The organism is Indolivaga capnocytophagoides DSM 22835, assembly GCF_000426485.1.
Classification (GTDB): domain Bacteria; phylum Bacteroidota; class Bacteroidia; order Bacteroidales; family Dysgonomonadaceae; genus Dysgonomonas_A; species Dysgonomonas_A capnocytophagoides.
Genome location: NZ_AUFL01000004.1, coordinates 50,378 through 69,536 on the forward strand (window position 1 = coordinate 50,378; position 19,159 = coordinate 69,536).

General features: G+C 35.6%; 18 protein-coding genes. 15 read left to right on the forward strand and 3 right to left on the reverse strand.

Annotation, left to right across the window (positions count from 1 at the left end; translation table 11 throughout):
- Window positions 1-97 precede the first annotated feature (97 nt).
- Genes K322_RS0100220 through mtaB form a run of 3 tightly spaced genes read right to left on the reverse strand, consistent with a single transcriptional unit; the run spans window position 98 to window position 3,335 of the window.
- Window positions 98-1,126: a glycosyltransferase family 2 protein gene (locus K322_RS0100220; protein ID WP_026625040.1), complete on the reverse strand. Its 1,029-nt coding sequence runs from the start codon at window positions 1,124-1,126 to the stop codon at window positions 98-100.
- Window positions 1,123-2,016, reverse strand: coding sequence for a lysophospholipid acyltransferase family protein (locus K322_RS0100225; RefSeq protein WP_026625041.1), 894 nt, complete (start codon window positions 2,014-2,016; stop codon window positions 1,123-1,125). The genes K322_RS0100220 and K322_RS0100225 overlap by 4 nt, the downstream gene beginning before the upstream one ends.
- A gap of 8 nt (window positions 2,017-2,024) precedes the next feature.
- A complete protein-coding gene (gene mtaB, locus K322_RS0100230) occupies window positions 2,025-3,335 on the reverse strand; it encodes a tRNA (N(6)-L-threonylcarbamoyladenosine(37)-C(2))-methylthiotransferase MtaB (RefSeq protein ID WP_026625042.1) in 1,311 nt (436 codons plus the stop codon).
- A gap of 175 nt (window positions 3,336-3,510) precedes the next feature.
- Between mtaB and K322_RS0100235 the strand changes: the two genes are divergently transcribed.
- From K322_RS0100235 to K322_RS0100305, 15 genes are all read left to right on the forward strand, one after another.
- A complete protein-coding gene (locus K322_RS0100235) occupies window positions 3,511-5,172 on the forward strand; it encodes an AMP-binding protein (RefSeq protein ID WP_026625043.1) in 1,662 nt (553 codons plus the stop codon).
- A 182-nt stretch (window positions 5,173-5,354) separates the two neighbouring features.
- Window positions 5,355-5,561 carry a PG1828 family lipoprotein gene (locus tag K322_RS0100240; protein WP_026625044.1) on the forward strand — a complete coding sequence of 69 codons (207 nt, stop codon included), beginning with the start codon at window positions 5,355-5,357 and terminating at the stop codon, window positions 5,559-5,561.
- A gap of 123 nt (window positions 5,562-5,684) precedes the next feature.
- Window positions 5,685-6,542 carry an ABC transporter permease gene (locus K322_RS0100245; protein ID WP_026625045.1) on the forward strand — a complete coding sequence of 286 codons (858 nt, stop codon included), beginning with the start codon at window positions 5,685-5,687 and terminating at the stop codon, window positions 6,540-6,542.
- Window positions 6,543-6,559: 17 nt separating this feature from the next.
- Window positions 6,560-7,846, forward strand: coding sequence for an ABC transporter ATP-binding protein (locus K322_RS20510; RefSeq protein WP_084158479.1), 1,287 nt, complete (start codon window positions 6,560-6,562; stop codon window positions 7,844-7,846).
- 18 nt (window positions 7,847-7,864) lie between these two features.
- Window positions 7,865-8,884, forward strand: coding sequence for a class I SAM-dependent methyltransferase (locus tag K322_RS0100255; protein ID WP_026625046.1), 1,020 nt, complete (start codon window positions 7,865-7,867; stop codon window positions 8,882-8,884).
- A 13-nt stretch (window positions 8,885-8,897) separates the two neighbouring features.
- Window positions 8,898-9,773, forward strand: a complete 876-nt coding sequence (locus K322_RS0100260; RefSeq protein WP_026625047.1) for an N-acetylneuraminate synthase family protein — start codon at window positions 8,898-8,900, stop codon at window positions 9,771-9,773.
- Between the two features lie 7 nt (window positions 9,774-9,780).
- Window positions 9,781-10,956 (forward strand): acylneuraminate cytidylyltransferase, encoded by a 1,176-nt coding sequence (locus K322_RS0100265; RefSeq protein WP_026625048.1) that lies wholly within the window; start codon window positions 9,781-9,783, stop codon window positions 10,954-10,956.
- 8 nt (window positions 10,957-10,964) lie between these two features.
- Window positions 10,965-11,837 (forward strand): 6-hydroxymethylpterin diphosphokinase MptE-like protein, encoded by an 873-nt coding sequence (locus K322_RS0100270; RefSeq protein WP_026625049.1) that lies wholly within the window; start codon window positions 10,965-10,967, stop codon window positions 11,835-11,837.
- 10 nt (window positions 11,838-11,847) lie between these two features.
- Window positions 11,848-12,534 (forward strand): CatB-related O-acetyltransferase, encoded by a 687-nt coding sequence (locus K322_RS21275; protein WP_035330968.1) that lies wholly within the window; start codon window positions 11,848-11,850, stop codon window positions 12,532-12,534.
- 111 nt (window positions 12,535-12,645) lie between these two features.
- A complete protein-coding gene (locus K322_RS20050; protein ID WP_051290530.1) occupies window positions 12,646-14,211 on the forward strand; it encodes a glycosyltransferase in 1,566 nt (521 codons plus the stop codon).
- Window positions 14,212-14,219: 8 nt separating this feature from the next.
- The gene (locus K322_RS0100285) at window positions 14,220-15,128 is read left to right on the forward strand and encodes a glycosyltransferase (RefSeq protein ID WP_026625051.1); all 909 of its coding nucleotides are present in this window, start codon (window positions 14,220-14,222) and stop codon (window positions 15,126-15,128) included.
- Window positions 15,128-16,108, forward strand: coding sequence for a glycosyltransferase family 2 protein (locus K322_RS18225; RefSeq protein WP_051290531.1), 981 nt, complete (start codon window positions 15,128-15,130; stop codon window positions 16,106-16,108). The genes K322_RS0100285 and K322_RS18225 overlap by 1 nt, the downstream gene beginning before the upstream one ends.
- 5 nt (window positions 16,109-16,113) lie before the next feature.
- Entirely contained in the window at window positions 16,114-16,944 is an 831-nt protein-coding gene (locus K322_RS0100295; RefSeq protein ID WP_026625052.1) for a glycosyltransferase family 2 protein, read from the forward strand.
- A 2-nt stretch (window positions 16,945-16,946) separates the two neighbouring features.
- The gene (locus K322_RS0100300) at window positions 16,947-17,858 is read left to right on the forward strand and encodes an alpha-1,2-fucosyltransferase (protein ID WP_026625053.1); all 912 of its coding nucleotides are present in this window, start codon (window positions 16,947-16,949) and stop codon (window positions 17,856-17,858) included.
- A gap of 20 nt (window positions 17,859-17,878) precedes the next feature.
- Window positions 17,879-19,150 carry a glycosyltransferase gene (locus K322_RS0100305; protein WP_026625054.1) on the forward strand — a complete coding sequence of 424 codons (1,272 nt, stop codon included), beginning with the start codon at window positions 17,879-17,881 and terminating at the stop codon, window positions 19,148-19,150.
- Window positions 19,151-19,159 lie beyond the last annotated feature (9 nt).

Here is a 19,159-nt window from a genome sequence, read left to right on the forward strand (position 1 = left end):
TGGTTTATTATTAGGTTCTTCTTTTTGAATAATTCAGATAGATATTCTATCTGTTTATATTGGAAAGATTGGAGGTCGGGATTGATGAATGCTTGTTCTACTCGAGCCATTTAAGATCGGAAAATATTTTTCTCTTTTTTAAATAGAAATCGTAAAGGATACTTCCCTGATAAATAGTTTTAATGGGAGAATTTGTAGTTCGTTGTAAATTGTTATCTCGTTCTTTCACATACTCCTTTTGTATTACTCTGAATTCTCTATGAGCTTTTAATATTGCAGAAGCATTTGGCCTTTTGCCTGAAATAAGAAATTGTAAGGCTGCTAAATAATCGAGAGCTTTCCGTTGTGTGTATATCCTCTTGAATTTGTTCTCCGATAGATTCTTATATAACATCAATAGATTATTTCTGAAATTGAGGAATGTTTTTCTTGGACTTTCTTCCTGTAATGTAGCACCTCCAACATGATATACTGTTGATTCCGGCAGACATACCAGTTTTCGTCCTCTGGCATTGAGCCGCCAGCAAAGATCGATCTCTTCCATATGTGCAAAAAATGAAGCATCCAATCCTCCGGCATTCCAGTAATCCGATGACCTGATGAATAAGCATGCTCCTGTAGCCCAGAAGATTTCGAGAGGTGTATTATATTGATCGGTGTCTTTTTCTACCTGATTAAAAATACGACCCCGGCAAAAAGGATAGCCTAGTTTATCGATAAAACCTCCGGCTGCACCTGCGTATTCAAAGCACGATTTATTGTGCTGAGCCAGAACTTTGGGTTGTATAGCAGCAACATCGGTATGTTGTTCGATGTATTGGTATAGCGGGTCGAGCCAATTAGCGGTTACTTCTACATCAGAATTGAGTAATACATAATATTCGTGATTGAGAAGTTTTAGAGTCTTATTGTATCCATCTGCATATCCGTAGTTCTGAGGAAGGGCTATAACTTCTAAGGTGGGATAATAAGAAGAAAGAAACTCTATGGAATCGTCAGTAGAATTATTATCGGCAATAATTATGTCGGCAATCTCGGTATTTGTAAAATTGACAACAGACGGAAGGAACTCTTCAAGAAGTTTGCGTCCGTTCCAGTTAAGTATAACTACAGCTACTTTTTTCATGAGTGTTCAACATCAGATCTTTTGTGTTTCCAACGTTTGTGTGTCCATAACCAATATGCAGGGTGTCTGAGGATCGTTCTTTCCATCTCTCTTATATATTTCTCGGTTATGGTAAATTCCGGTTCGTTTTTAGGATCTGCGGTTATCAAGTTTACATAGCATTTGTATTTGCCGCGTCCTGTTTTTATGATATCGAGATAAGTAACCGAGAATCCGGTCTTTTTGGCAATACGTTCCACTCCGGTGTATACTGGTGTTTCCTGATTGAGAAAATTTGTCCAGTAATGAATGTTTGAAACAGATGGAGTTTGGTCGGACATAAAACCGATTAAAACTTTCTTGTTTTCTTTCTTGAATTCAATCATGCTTCTGAGGGTATTGTTTTTCGGTATACTCACACTTCCGAAGCGGCTTCTTAATTTCAGAAAGATATTGTCAAAAGCCTTGTTTTTCAGTGGTCGGTAAATTTGCCCCAAGAGAGTTCCATCGGTAAATTCCAGTGTAATAGAAGGAACCCATTCCCAATTGGCGTAATGTCCAAGAAACATGATGCAGGACTTATTATCCTCCATTAAATCCTTGACGATATCCATATTGTCAAAAGTGATTCTTTCTCTGATTTCCGAATCTGTGATGTGAAGCAGTTTGATAGTCTCTACAAAGTAATCGCAGAAATGATGGTAGAACTCTTTCTCTATTTGCCTGAGTTCTTTTGTATTCTTATCAGGAAACGAATTCTTGAGATTGTTTCTTACCACCTTCACCCTATATCTAATGATATAATATAATGGTATATATAATATGTCGGCAAAAATATACAGCACTTTTAAAGGTAGAAGTGCATGTAGGTATAATACGGCGTATACTATATAATATAGAATTTGGCTCATTCTGTTTCTTATTGAGAGATAAGTGCTGTACCTTCTATATTGAGACCTCCGAGTTTTACATCACGGACAATATTTACAAGGCTTTCATCGAAATCTCTTTCTACTTTGACATAGTTTTCAGTAAACCCGTACATCTTATTGTTATGTATGCTATGTTCGAAAAGGGTTTTTCGCAATAGTCCCTTTTGTGACAGGTAGAAGTCTCTTAATTTATGATCGGAAATATCCAATAAGGCTTTACTTCTTGCATGCTTTGTTCTTGGATCTACAGCAAAATCTATTTTCAGAGCTTGAGTATTCGGTCTTTCTGAATAAGTAAATACATGTAACTGAGAGATATCAAGGCTTTCAATAAACTTACGGCCGTCTTCAAAGTATTCGTCTGTTTCACCTCTTGTACCTACAATAACGTCTACACCAATGAATGCGTGAGGCAGTTTTTGTTTGATAATCTCCACTTTATGTCTGAATAATGCTGTGTCATATTTACGTCGCATAAGTTTCAGTACAGCGTCCGAACCTGATTGCAACGGGATATGGAAGTGCGGCGCAAATCGTTTTGAATGGGCAACAAAATCAATAATCTCGTCAGTTAATAAGTTGGGCTCTATTGAAGATATACGATACCGGGCAATACCCTCTACATTATCAAGAGCTTTTACCAGATCAAAAAACGATTCTCCGGTAGTTCTTCCAAAATCTCCGATGTTTACACCTGTAAGTACGATCTCTTTTCCTCCGTTTGCAGCTACTTCTTCGGCTTGTTTAACTAAACTCTCGATTGTCCCGTTTCTGCTGCGTCCACGGGCAAAAGGTATAGTGCAAAATGAGCAGAAGTAATCACATCCATCTTGTACTTTCAGAAAATAACGGGTTCTGTCGTCTCTTGAACAAGACGGTACAAATGTTCTGATATTGTTTGTTTTGGATGTATGTACTGCTCCTTTCTCCTTTTTCTTTAACTCATCCAGGTAGCCAATGATGTCAAGTTTCTGCTCTGCTCCTAAAACGATGTCAACCCCTTCTATCGAGGCAATATCTTCGGGCTTTAATTGGGCATAACATCCGGTAACGATAACATATGCTCCGGGATTGTCCTTGATCATTTTGCGTACAGCCTGCCTGCATTTCTTATCGGCAAATTCAGTCACCGAGCATGTATTTATAACGCATATATGCGCAATTTCTCCTTCACGAGCTTTGCGTACACCAACTTCTGCCAGTTGTTTGCCAATAGCAGATGTTTCGGCAAAATTCAACTTGCAGCCAAGAGTAAGGTAAGCCGCAAGTTTATTTTCGAATATAGTATTATCAATCATTTATATAAGACAGTAAAACGTTGAGTATAAACCGATATATCTATTTATGTCGGTTTATGTAAACTTACAAGACCACAAAAATACATAAAATGCTTAAACTTTGAAGTTAAAATAATTTGCAAATATCATACTTGTACCTACTTTTGCACAAAATACTAAAGTCTGAGCAGTTTTTATGATAGAAGAAAATTTTATAAAGCTATACGAAAATAGCTTTAAACATAACTGGAGTTTACCGGCCTTAACTGACTATGGAACAAATGATACCTTATATTATAAGGATCTGGCCGAAGAAATTGCCAGACTGCATATTTTGTTTGAGCAAGTAGGTGTAAATAGAGGATCAAAAATATCTATAGTTGGAAAAAATACAACCAACTGGTGTATTGTTTATATGGCTGTGATGACTTATGGAGCCATTGTTGTTCCCATATTGCAGGATTTTCATCCTGATAACATCCAGCATATTGTAAACCATTCAGAGTCTGAATTGCTTTTTATCGGAGATTCCAATATGGAGCAGCTGGATGAAGAGCAAATGCCGGCACTTAGGGCTATATTTTCATTAAAAAATTTTGCATGTATCCATCAACGCACTCAGTTGGATGTTGCTGCGATTTTGGGGAGCTTAGATAAAGAGATGCAACATAAATATTCGAAGGGGTTTACTACTGATGATATTATGTATGCAGATGTCGATAATTCTGATGTTGTTTTGATTAATTATACATCCGGCACCACAGGCTTTAGTAAAGGTGTGATGTTGATGGCCAATAATCTGGCCGGAAATGTAACTTATGCAAAAACTTTGGATTTATTGTTCAGGGAGCAACGGGTTTTGTCATTTTTGCCATTGGCTCATGCTTATGGGTGTGCTTTTGATTTTTTGTATGCTCTATCCGAAGGAGTACATACAACATTGCTGGGCAAAACACCTTCACCGAAAATATTATCGGCGGCATTTGCCGAAATCAAGCCGCATCTGATTGTTACTGTGCCATTGGTTATCGAAAAAATATACAAGAAGGCGATCTTGCCTAAACTCGAAAAACAATCGATAAAGTTGGCTCTTAAAGTGCCATTACTTAAACAGAGAGTATATGCTAAGATCAGAAAAGGCTTAATCAACGCTTTAGGAGGGCAGTTTTGTGAAGTTATAATAGGAGGTGCTGCATTAAATAAGGAAGTAGAAAGTTTTCTTTATAAGATAAAATTTCCGTTCACAGTAGGTTATGGTATGACTGAGTGCGGACCTTTGATTTCATATGATCATCATTATGATTTTATACCGACCTCGTGTGGAAAGATATTATCTAAGATTATGGAAGTACGTGTCGATTCGGATGATCCATATAATAAATTAGGAGAGATTCAGGTACGTGGTGAAAATGTAATGAAAGGATATTATAAAAATCCGGAAGCTACAGCCCAAGTCTTTACCGAAGATGGATGGTTAAGAACCGGAGATTTGGGTACAGTAGATGAAAACGGTCGGATCTATTTGAGAGGACGTAGTAAAACTATGATATTAGGGTCTAGTGGACAGAATATATTTCCTGAGGAAATAGAAGCTAAACTTAATAATTTACCTTATATAACGGAGTCTTTGGTTGTGTGCCGAGACAAAAAGCTTGTGGCACTGGTTTATCCCGATTATGAACTAATGGACTCAAATGGAGTTTCAGCAAAAGATATAGAACCGGTGATGGCAGATAATAAAGAAGCCCTGAATAAATCATTAGCCAATTATGAAATGATCTCCGCGATCCATATATATCCTACGGAGTTCGAGAAGACTCCAAAGAAAAGTATAAAGCGCTATTTGTATGATAGATAGTTGGACTTTCTGTTTTGAAAAAAGATAATTATACGATAAAAAAAATGAAGACTTTTTTTATCGTATAATAAAATTGTTCAGTATCTTTGTCATGTATTTGAAGAGCAAATGAATTTAAGCTTATCAAATACCTGGAAGGTCAGAGGCCTTAATAAACTTTATTACTGTTAAATTATAAAAAAATGAAAAAAGTATTTTTATTTGCGATTGCTGTTGTAGCTATTTCTTTTGCTTCATGTTCTAATAAAGGAACAGCTGAAAATGCATCTGCTGCTGATTCTACATCTACTGTAATTGAGGAAGTTAAAGAAGTTGTTCCATCTGATACTGTAGTTGATTCTTCGGCTGTGATTGATGAAGTTGCTACACCTCAGGCTCCTGCGAATTAAAAAAAATAGCATAAGATAAGCCTATTCTGCGCCTGCGATTTTCGCAGGCGTTTTTTATTAAAATAAGATTGTGTAAAAAAGTGTTATCTTTGTTCACTGAATTTTTAAGAACTGTATATGGATATTACAAAAGACGATCAATGGGATATCGTCATTAAGCCCAAAGAGAAAGGTTTACATCTGAATTTAAAAGAGGTTTGGCGTTATCGCGATTTGCTTAATCTTTATGTTCACCGAGATTTTATAGCTACTTATAAACAGACAATACTTGGCCCGCTGTGGTTTTTTATTCAGCCTGTTTTTTCAACAATTATATATACTGTAGTTTTTGGCGGAATTGCGGGTATTCCAACTGATGGTTTACCGCAACCTTTATTTTATATGGCCGGCATTTTGTGTTGGAATTATTATAGTGATTGTATGGGGCGTAGTTCCGGTACTTTTGCATCTAATGCCGGTGTTTTTAGTAAGGTGTATTTTCCTCGTTTAGTTGTTCCTATAGCGGGTTTAGCTACAGCAACAATTAAAATGTTTATTCAGTTGTTATTGTTTTTTGTCTTTTATATATATTATGTGTTTGACGGTGCTCAGATAGGAGCTAATAGCTATGTGCTGTTATTTCCTTTTCTTATTATAATGCTTGCAGGTATTGGCTTTGGTGTAGGAATACTTATTTCATCGGTTACTATTAAGTACAGGGATATTTCTATTTTATTTTCTTTTGTAATGGGGCTACTTATGTATGTTACTCCTGTAATATATCCATTATCGGCTATTCCCGATAAATACCAGGAGTATAAATGGATTATACAATTAAATCCGTTATCTTCAGTTGTTGAGACTTTCAGGTATGCCTTTTTGGGAACAGGTGAGTTTTCTTGGTTTGCATTAAGTTATAGTGCTCTGTTTACTCTAGTGATAGTCTTATTAGGTATCGTAACCTTTAATAAGGTAGAGCGACGATTTGTGGATATTGTTTAAATTAAAGGAAAAAGAAAATGTCTAATATAGCAATAGAATTTGAAAATATATCTAAGCAATATCGTTTAGGAACAATTGGTACAGGTACTCTTAGTCACGATTTGAATAGATGGTGGCACGTAGTAAGAGGTAAAGAAGATCCATACTTAAAAGTAGGGGAAGTAAACGATCGAAGTTCGAAAGCAACAAGTGATTATGTCTGGGCTTTGAAAGATATATCATTTAATGTAGAACAAGGAGAAGTTCTAGGTATTATAGGAAAGAACGGAGCCGGTAAATCTACATTGTTGAAGATATTGTCGCGTGTAACTACTCCTTCAACCGGAATAATCAGGGCAAAAGGACGTATTGCGTCACTGCTAGAAGTTGGCACAGGATTTCATGGAGAACTTACCGGACGTGAAAATATTTACATGAATGGAGCTATTCTAGGCATGACAAAGCGTGAAATTAATAGTAAGATTGATGAGATTGTCTCTTTTTCAGGCATCGAAAAATATATTGATACTCCAGTAAAACGTTATTCTTCAGGTATGACCGTTCGTTTAGGATTTGCCGTAGCAGCACACTTAGAGCCGGAAATTTTGGTTGTGGATGAAGTGTTGGCCGTAGGTGATGCCGAGTTTCAAAAAAAAGCCATTGGAAAGATGAAAGATGTGGCTCAAGGTGGCGGACGTACTGTGTTGTTTGTGAGCCATAATATGGGGGCAGTTCGGAATCTTTGTCAAAAAGGTATTTTGTTGGAAAATGGATATGCAACAGCTTCAGGGTCAATAGATGAGATAACAGATCTTTATTTAAGTAAAACTATCGAAAAAGAAGGCCGTTCAATTGTTTTTGAAGAGAAAAAGAAACATCCGGTAACATTAAAGGGATTATCTATTTATGCCAAAGGCAAAGATGCTGATTGGGCATTTGATACTACTGATACGCTGATAATAAAAATAAAATATGCGGTTCATTCTTTTGTAAAGGGAGCAAATCTTTCTTTTTCGTTATTAAGAGATGGTGTTGTCGTTTTTAAAACATGGGATATTGATCATGAAACCCATTTGTTCGAAGGACGAGAGCAAGGGACTTATGAGACCGAATTTATCTTACCTGATTTTTTATCTATTGGGCGTTATTCCATATTATTGGAAAGCGGTCAGGTTGGTGTTGGTGTTTTTGATAGATATGAGGATTGCTTAGTTTTCGATATTGAAAATGTTTATATTGATGGAGCTGCAAAAGGATTCTCTAGAGGAGGAATTGCAAAAGTCGATATAAAATGGAATACTCAGATGGTTAGTCATAATGTATAATACAAAACTTCAGCGAAAATGTTAAATAAACGGTTCAAGCAGGATGGAGTTGCTCACATACAATTGAATAAATTGCAATGTATAGCTAAGGAGCATGTTATGCGTGATGTTCTATCCGGAAAGTATTCATTTGAAACGATAAGCTGCCCTATTTGCAACAATAAAACAGACTTCGAATGTTTAGCAGAGAAAGATCGATATGGTCTTGATTGTCAAACCCTAATGTGTGTGAAATGTGGGTTGTTGATGACTAATCCAAGAATGAATCAGGATGCGTATAATGATTTTTATATGAATGAATATAGACAACTTTATACAGCATCAGAGATTTCTTCGGATCACTTTTTTGAGGAACAGGTTTATCATGGGACACAAATTTTGAGATACATTTTAGAACAAACAAATCTGAAAAATGTCTCTGATAGGAAAATTATAGAAATAGGCTGTGGTGCAGGTGGAATTCTAAAAGCATTTAAAGATAGTGGTAGTACTGTTCTCGGAATGGATTTAGGAGAAAAATATTTAAACTATGGTATTTCTAATTGGGGATTGGATTTAAGATTTGGAACAATTCAGAATCTGACAAAGTCTGACTCTCCTGATATTATAATTTACTCTCATGTATTAGAGCATATTTTGGATTTGGAGAAAGAATTAATCCATATAAAGGAAATATGTCACAAATCGACTCTCATTTATATTGAAGTACCCGGATTACTAAATATTCATAATGCATATAACGGAGATTTTCTGATGTATTTGCAAAATGCGCATACATTCCATTTTTCATTGAGAACATTGAAAAATTTATTTGCAAAATATGGATTTGAATTAGTACAAGGCAATGAATATGTACGAGCTATTTTTATCTTGTCGGATAAGAGTCTTGAAAATGGAAGTATTGTGAGTAATGAATTCAATACGAATTTGCAATATTTGAAAAAAATTGAGCAACGTTATCAACACCCAGTTGTGACGAAGGTAAAAGATAAATGTTATAATATTTTACGAAGATGTTATCATTTAGTAAAAAAGTAAGATAATAAAAATAATGAAAACTCCACAAATTATAGCTGAAATAGGATGCAATCACAAAGGGGATATTGAGATTGCAAAAGAAATGATTTATGTTGCTGCTAAATTTTGTAAAGCAGATGTGGTAAAATTTCAGAAAAGAAATAATAGAGAATTATTGTCCGAAGAAGAATACAATAAACCTCATCCTAATCCTTCGAACTCTTATGGTGAAACATACGGTGAACACAGAGAGTTTCTCGAGTTTTCTTTGGAACAGCATAAAGAACTGAAAGAGTGGTGTGAATCTAATGGTGTAGTGTATTCTACATCGGTATGGGATATTGCTTCTGCAAAAGAAATTGTAAGCCTAAACCCTCAATTGATAAAGATTCCATCAGCATGTAATCTTAATAAAGCTTTATTGACTTATTTATGTGATAATTACGAAGGGGAAATTCATCTTTCTTTCGGAATGACAACCCACGAAGAGGAAGAGATGATAGTACAACTGTTCGAAGAAAAGAATAAAGCAAAAAATCTGGTTATTTATAGCTGTACATCAGGATATCCAGTTCCTTTTGAGGATATCTGTCTGTTCGAAATAAAAAGACTATACGAAACATTTGGGTCCAGAGTAAAATCGATTGGTTTTTCAGGGCATCATTTGGGTATAGCCGTTGATTCTGCTGCTGTAGCATTAGGTGCAGAGTGGATCGAACGTCATTTTACGCTCGACCGTACATGGAAAGGAACAGATCATGCAGCATCTTTAGAACCTGATGGGTTACGGAAGTTAGTACGTGATTGCAGAGCTGTATATAAAGCTCTGACTTATAAAAGCACTGATATCTTAAATATAGAGGAGGAGCAGCGTAAAAAGCTGAAACGTAATCAGATAAAATGGAAATAAGAAGAATATGTCAGTCATAGCTTTTATACCGGTTAGAGGAGGTAGTAAATCCATACCCTTAAAAAACATCAAATCGTTTTGTGGTAAACCTTTAGTGTATTGGAATCTGGAAGCCTTACAGTCTGTTGATGTGGTAACTAAGATAATCTTAGCTACAGATTCTCAACAAATAGAGGACTGCGTTTCAGATTTTGGTTTTAGTAAAGTCGAAATATATCGTCGTTCCGCGTCTAATGCACAGGATCAATCAAGTACAGAAGATGTTATGTTGGAATATCTATCTGTTACAGATTTATCATCCGACACCACCTTTATGCTTGTACAGGCTACATCTCCGTTAACTCAGACAAATGATTTTATCGGAGGACTGGAATTATTCAATAAAAAAGAGATAGATTCGGTGTTGAGCGCAGTACCTTTTAAGCGTTTTATCTGGAATGTAAAAGGGCATCCTCTCAACTATGATTATAAACATAGACCCAGAAGGCAGGATTTTAATGACAGTTTTCTCGAAAACGGAGCATTTTATATCAATACTGTGGGGAATATATTAGAATCTAAGAACCGGTTATCAGGAAATATCGGAGTATACGGGATGCCCGAATATACTTCCATTGAGATTGATGAGCCGGAAGATTGGGTTGTGGCTGAAAGTATAATGAAAGAGCATATCCTTTCAAAGATGATAGATTACAAATCTTCTGTAAAACTTTTTCTGTCAGATGTTGATGGTGTGTTGACCGATGCCGGTATGTATTATTCGGAAAAAGGCGATGAACTGAAGAAATTTAATACCAGAGACGGTCTTGCTTTCAGATTATTGAAAGAACGTGGTATCAAAACTGGTATCATAACATCCGAAGATACTCAAATAGTAAAACGCAGAGCTGAAAAGCTTAAGTTAGATTATTTATATCAAGGACACATCGCAGGAGGTAAATTGCAAGCGGCTTTGGATATCTGTAAACAAGAAAATATTTCGATAGAAGAGGTTGCCTATATAGGGGATGATGTAAATTGTCTAGATTTATTGAGTAATGTTGGCTTTGCTGCCTGTCCCAGAGATGCAGTATCGGAGATAAAGGGTATAAAAGGTATAAATCTTCTTGACTCTAAAGGAGGAGAAGGTGCTGTCCGCGAATTTGTGGAATATCTGATAAAAAATCATCTGCTGGCTATATAAATTATAAGATGAAGGAAAAATTAAAATATTGGCTGATTCCTCCCGGTTGGATTAATCTGAAAGACAGACTGATAAAAGGCAATGTCCCGATTGTTGAAAAATACTTGCCGGAGAGTGTTACTGAAAAATTGAAAGAAGTAAAAGATATTCATAAAGGAGAGAGGTGTTTTATTTTAGCTTCGGGTCCTTCTATCAATAAGCATGATCTTTCAGTTCTTCAAGGCGAAACATGTATTGCCGTCAGCCAGTTCTTTCTGCATCCGCAAATCGAATCGATCAGGCCGAAATATCATTGTTTTGCTCCTCAGCATGAGCCGTTTGACGATACTACTAATCGCATTATCTTCGATAATTATAGAAAGTTTTACTCGTTTCCGGTCAAATGCTTTATAGGAACAACACCGTTTACTTATTCCTATTATAATTTCTTAGCCAAGAATCCGGAATATAATGTTGATTCATATTTTATCGATTATAGCAGAGCTGCTGATTTAAACGAACATAATTTCAGATCAAATGAAGTCTGGGATATAACAGAGCGTCCTTTCCTGATAAGAACTGTTATTTATGAGGCTATTCAACTAGCTTACTATATGGGGTTCAAAGAGATTTATTTACTCGGAGTCGATCATGATTATTTGAAAGACGTAGGACGTGTGACAAATCACCATTTTTACGATGATGGAAAGAGTTTTAGTGATGAAAAACATTTAGCTCAGATAACTAAAGAAGACTGGTTTTATATCTACCATTTGAGATGGAAACAATATCGGCTGATGCATACTTATCTGCACGAACAGGGTGTATCTATCAAAAATTTAACACCTGATAGTATGTTAGATGTATTTCCTTTTTCTACATTGGAAGAAGTTTTGAATTAATATCTTTTTTATGAAATACTTTATTCAGAGGGTTATACGGAAATTAGTGAACAAAATATATGGACAAGACTCACCTGTTTCTTGTTTGTTCGGGAGTACAGATGGCGATAATTTATTTTATAATAAGAATATTTGCTTTAACTCTTCTTTCCATAAAGATGCAAAGGTATATTCTAAATATACGGTTTTAGATTCTTACATTGGAAGATATACTGTTGTAGCTCAAAATGCTACTATAAGATTGAGTAATATCGGCAAGTTCTGTTCTATCGGAGCCAATTTTGTCTGTGGTTGGGGTATTCACCCAACAAATGGTATATCGACTTCTTCTATGTTCTATTCTACTCAAAAACTAAATGGTGTAACATTTAGTAAAACAGATAAGATAAAAGAGACACTGCCAATTTATATTGGAAACGATGTTTTTATCGGGATGAATGTAACTGTATTGGATGGTGTAACAATTGGAGATGGAGCTGTTGTAGGAGCTGGAAGTATTGTTTCGAAAGATATTCCTCCTTATGCAATTGCTTTTGGAAATCCTATAAGGATACATCGTTACAGATTTGATGACCATATTATAAAAGATTTACTGCAGATTAAATGGTGGGATTGGGATACGGATAAATTGAAGGATGTAGAAGAATCGTTCTTTGATATTGAATCTTTTATTGCTAAAGCAAAGAAAGACTTATAACCTAATTTTTAAGGTCTCAGAGCTATTTTTTGTTTTGGTAAGTGAAACAACCAAAGTTTTTTATAAACTAAAAGTATATAATTAAATACTTGCTGTTACTTATTATTCAAAATGAAATTATCTATAATAACCATAAATTACAATAATTCTGAAGGTTTGGAGAGGACTATTAATAGTATTATTAATCAGTCTTTTTCCGATTTTGAATATCTTGTAATAGACGGAGATTCGACAGATGGAAGTGTGGATGTAATAAGTAAGTATTCAGAGAATATCGATTATTGGATCAGTGAATCCGATTCGGGTGTATATAATGCCATGAATAAAGGCATTAAGCGAGCTACGGGAGAGTATGTCCTTTTTATAAATAGTGGCGATCTGCTTTATAATAATGATGTGTTGACGGAAGTCTTTAAGCATAATATCGATAATGATTTGATATATGGCGACCTTTGCCGGACTTTCCCTGATGGGCATTCCGACTTTGTTCAAATGCCTGATTTCGTAGGATGTGACCAACTGATGGAAGCGACCTTAACACATCCCACAACTTTTATTCGTCGAAGCTTATTCGAAAAATACGGGTTGTACAGAGAGGATTTGAAAATAGTTTCTGATTGGGCTTTTTTTCTGAAAATAATTGTTTTTTCGAATGTTTCACGAACCCATCTTCCTATCGTTATCTCTATTTTTGATATGGGAGGAATGAGTAGTTCGCAAGCTAATCTGGTACAGGCTGAACGACAAAAAGTGATATCCGAATCTTTCTCTTATGAGTTATATAATATTTACTATACTCATGGAGCCTACCGCGATTTTTATAATCATAAATTGTTTAGAGGAATAAGATCTGTAAAACATTGGGTTAAGAATATAATATCAAAAAAATATTGGTATGATTATATACACCGAACCCGCAAACATTCTCTTATTAAGGTATTCAATAAGAAGGTAAAAGAACAAAAAAAAAGCCCGTTATCCATACCTGTTATAATAATCAATTACAACAGATTAAAGGATCTGAAAGGACTTGTTTCATTTTTATTAGAGCGTAAACACGAGAATATTATCATAGTAGATAATAAATCTTCTTATCCGCCATTATTGGAGTATTATGAGCAGATAAAGGGTCGGGTTAAGATCGAAAAAATGGATCAGAATTATGGACATTTGGTATTCTGGAAAAATAAAGAATTGTATAATAAATATGCTTCAGGATATTATATCATTACAGATTCGGATATTCTTCCGAATAAGAATCTTCCGAATAATTATATAAACTATCTGATCAAAACCTTAGATGCTCATAAGGATGTGACAAAAGTAGGTTTTGCGTTGAAAATAGATGATATCCCTGATTCGTATGAACTCAAAGATAAAGTAATACATTGGGAGCAGCCTCATTGGCAAGGTAAAATTGGGGATGATTTATTTAAGAATGAGTTAGATACGACTTTCGCAATTTATCCTCCTTATTTTAATTATTCGACATTGAAAGAGTTTTATCCCAGCATAAGGATTGCTGGTAATTTTGAGGCTAAGCATATGGGATGGTATATTGATAATAATAATCTGACGGATGAGGATAGATATTATTATCAGAGTGCAAACAGTTCGAGTTCATGGAAATTTGACGAGCAAGGGAAATTTACAGGCGATTCGATATATACAAAATAATATAGGCTATGATATCTGTTATTATCCCCAATTATAATCATGCACCCTATCTGAAACAAAGGATTGATTCGGTTCTGAATCAAACTTATACGGATATGGAAGTAATTATATTGGATGATAAATCGACAGATAACAGCATCGAAATAATAGAACAATACCGGAGCCATCCTAAAGTAGTACAAATAGAATTGAATAAACAAAACAGCGGAACTACTTTCAAACAATGGCAAAAAGGTATAAGCCTTGCAAAAGGAGAATATATCTGGATTGCTGAAAGTGATGATTATGCCGATGAAACATTTTTGGAGAAAGTTGTCGGTTCGATCAATAAATATCACTCCGTATTGGGATGTGCCTTGTCTCATGTGGTGAACGAAAATGGGCATATCAAACGACCTCGTGCTGAGATTATTGAAGGCGAATATTGTGATAAAGATACATTAATAAAGAAACACCTGCTTCTTGGAAACGTAATTTACAATGCAAGTACGGTTGTATTTCGTAAAGATGCCATAGATCCGTCTATTTGGAAAGAGGTTACAAAGTTGAAGTATTGTGGTGATTGGCTTTTCTGGGCTACACTGATAATGAATCAGTATCAGGGAGTTTCGGAAGTAAAAGAATATCTGAATTATTTCAGAACTCATAGTGCCAATGTTTCAAACAGATCAGAGCAAAATGGATTAACATTTCTCGAAGGTTTTCCTATATCGAAGATGATTGCCAAGAAAGAGCATATCTCTTGGGATAAAACTTTCAGGCAGAAGTGGTTCTTCGAATGGCAGCATTACAGAACCTTTTATGGTTTTACAAAAAAGACAAGCTTTAAAATATTGATGATGTTTGCTCGAAAAGAGCCTATTCTTGTGTTTTATGAATTCAGACGTATTATTATAAGATTTTTCGGAAAAAGCTAATGACAGACAAACAATATCCATATCTGGTATCGGTATTGATGCCCGCATATAACGCATCCTTGTATATCAGGCAGGCGATTGACAGCATTTTATCCCAGACTTTTTCCGATTTTGAATTTCTTATTATAGATGATGGGTCTACTGACAATACCATAGATATTGTTAAAAAGTATACTGATACTCGTATCAAACTGATTCAAAATGAACAGAACAGAGGATTGGTATATACCTTAAATAAAGGATTGGATATAGCTCAGGGTAAATACATTGCCCGCATGGATGCTGATGATATTTGTACTTCGCATCGATTGGAGAAGCAAGTTGCGTATATGGAACGCCACTCCGGTGTCGCTGCATTGAGCTGTGCATTTCGGTTTATGAACACACCTCACGAAATACATTTCCCGACGGATAGTGAGCGTATTTATATAAAGCTGTTGGATAATACAGCTTTACTACATCCGGGTGCAGTACTGAGATCCGAAGTTTTAAAGCAAGAAAATATCCGCTACAAAGCTGATTATAAACATGCCGAAGATTATCATCTGTGGGTTCAGTTTGCCGAAAAGGGACTGGAACTTGGGAATCTGGATGATGTATTAGTTGAGTACCGTCAGCACGAAGGGCAGGTCAGCACAACCAAACAGGCAGAACAAGATCAGATAAAAGACAAGATTAAATTGGAGTTTTTGTCTTATTTCTTTAAAGACTTTTTTTCGGAACAGAAGTTACAGTTGGTAAATAAAGTGGATGATATTCCTTTTACTGAAAAAGTGATTCTGATTAATTCATTGAATAAGGTAAACCGAAAACAAAAATTTTTCAATCCTGCTTTATTCGAACATTATTTAAAGCAATTATTATATAAAAATAGAAAATCTGCAAACAATGCAGATTTCAAAAATTTTTTGAAAATGTTCCGAAAGAATGTTAGCTTTACGTTTATAATAACCGCTTTAATGATAAAAATGAAAGCATAATGCTCATGGGGAATCCTTTGATATCTATAATTATACCTTGTTACAATCAGGCTCAGTATTTGCCGGAAACTTTGCAATCGGTTATGGAGCAGGTGTACCCCAATTGGGAGTGTCTGATAGTAAACGATGGTTCACCCGATAATACCGAAGAAATAGCATTGGATTGGTGTAGGAAAGATACAAGATTCCGATATTTGTCAAAGCCGAATGGAGGTCTTTCCGATACCCGTAATTTTGGAATAAAGCATTCATCAGGTAAATATATACAAGTGTTAGACTCTGATGATAAGGTTTCGAGTGACTACTCCAAAGAGGCAATAGAAATACTGGAACAAAATCAGAATGTTAAATTGGTGAGTTGTAAAGTAATGCTTTTCGGTGATGATAGCGGTGTTTGTGAAATGCTGCCCTATACTTACGAGAACCTTCTTTTTAAGCGAAATTGCTTTTATCATTCATGTATCTATAGACGATCAGATTATGATAAAACGATAGGCTATAACACTAACATGAAAAAAGGCTGGGAGGATTATGATTTCTGGATAAGTCTTCTCGACAAGAACGATAAAGTAATAACCTTGAATAAGGTACACTTTTATTATAGAACAAAAGCAGTTTCGATGCGGACTCTTATATCTCTAGAAGATGAAGCGCAGCTTCGTATACAGATATTCAAAAATCATATAGACAAATATTTAGCGGAAATAAATCCGATAGAACAATATAAGGAATTACAGAAATTCAAGCTGATTGAGAACTCAACCCAGTATAGGCTGGGTGGTTATATATTAGCTCCTTTCAGATTAGTAAGTAACTTATTCCGAAAAAAGAAATAAAGATGATCTATATCGAATTAAATGGCAGGTTAGGCAACCATTTGTTCCAGATTGCAACCGGAGCATCTTTGGCTCGAAAATACAATGTCGGATATAAAGTCGTTTGTCATGACGGCTATAAACTGGCTCCGCCCGACAACTGCTATGTAAAGGAGTATATCGAGCAATTCCGCCCGAATATACTTCGGAATATAGATATTCAGATAGGGCGTCCGCAGACCGATTGCGATTATTATTACGATATAGAATATATATACAAAGAGATTCCCTATTCGGGGCGTGATATGCTTTTATATGGAGCATTTCAGTCCGAAAAATACTTTGATAAACCATTTGTTCGGGAATTGTTTTCTATCCCCGATGACGTAAAAGAATATATTCTTGGAAAATTTGGTGATATTATCCGCCAAGGAGTAACGTCTATTAATGTGAGGCGTGGAGATTATTGCCGTTTGCCGCATCAGTATGCCGTTTGCGGTATGTCTTATTACAATAAAGCCATCGATTTTCTGGGGCGTGATAAAATGTATCTGATAATCAGTGATGATATTGATTGGTGTAAACGGAATTTTAAAGGTGCTAATTTTTACTTTGTCGACGACGAAGAGCCTATTATCGATCTGTATATACAAACGCTTTGCGATAATAATATAATCAGCAACAGTACTTTCAGCTGGTGGGGAGCATGGCTCAATCCAAATAAAGATAAAGTGGTTGTATGCCCTGATCCGTGGTTCGGAAAATCATACAGCAATTACAGTACACAAGACCTGATTCCGGAGGAATGGGTACAGATAGAAAACAACCTTTCGTTCGATTTAAAGTGTTTGGCTATCTACCTGAGAGGTATAGAAAAGCTTCGGTCTTTAGTGCCTAAATCATTAAAGCATAGATTGAAACAATTAAGAAAATAAGGTTTAAAACCTAAGATAATATGAAAGTCGTAACATTAAGCACAAAAGATTCATTCGGCGGAGCTGCCCGTGTTGCTTTTCGCTTACATGAGGAGATAAATAAACTGGGGATTGATAACATGCTCTTGGTAAATAACAAGAGAAGTAATAGTCCAACAGTTCGTCTAGCTTCTGATTTTCATGATCATTTGAATCGGTTCGAGCGAAAATTGATGATGCTTGGACTAAAATATAAGGAACAAAGACGCAGACGTAACTGGGCCAAATATCCTAGAATGCAAAACAAAATATTGTCGGATATTGTCCTCTCTTTACTGAAAAATTCATTGGATAAGATACCCTTTGACCTTATACATATGCATTGGGTAGGGGAGAGCTATGTCGACTTTACGGAATTCGGATCGGTCAAACATCCTATTATATGGACATTGCACGATTGTTTTTCGTTTACTGCTCTTTGCTCATATTTTGAGGATTGCGATAAATATAAAACCCATTGTGGAGCATGTCCTCAATTAGGTTCTACTAAAGAGAAGGATTTTAGCTATAAAGTATTCGACATGAAACGGCAGAGATACGCCTCTCTTAACTTTGTTATAGTAACGCCCAGCCGATGGCTGGCTAAAGCTGCATCAGAGAGTGTATTGTTAAGGAAATATCCGGTAAGAGTTATTCCCAATGGATTGGATACGGAGGTTTTCAGACCAAAAGATAAAATGGAGGCAAAGAAATCATTATCTTTACAATCTGGTAAGAAAACAATCTTGTTTGGAGGGATCTCGGCGATGGGAGATCCTCGCAAGGGTGGACATCTACTGAAAGATGCGTTAAAATTATTGGCTGAAACCGAACTGAAAGACCAAATTGAATTGTTAATATTTGGTGCAGAGCAGAAGAATGGCGATAATCTGGAATTTCCGGCAAAGTATTTAGGGTATATTTCCGATGAAGATCAATTATGTGAGGCTTACAATGCCGCAGATGTAATGATTGTTCCTTCTACTTATGAGAATCTACCAAATACGATCTTAGAAAGCCTGTCATGCGGAACACCTGTTGTTGCTTTTGATATAGGAGGAAACCCCGATATGATAGATCATACCATTAACGGATATTTGGCTGATCCGTATGATATAGCCGATTTAGCGGAAGGTGTCAGGTTTTGCCTGAACAACAATAAGGACAATCAACTGGGGGGAAATGCTCGAAACAAAGTTCTGGAAAACTTTCGGATAGAAGATATAGCAAAGCGTTATATTGAATTATATAACGAAGTTTTAAATAAAGATTAGGGATAAGAA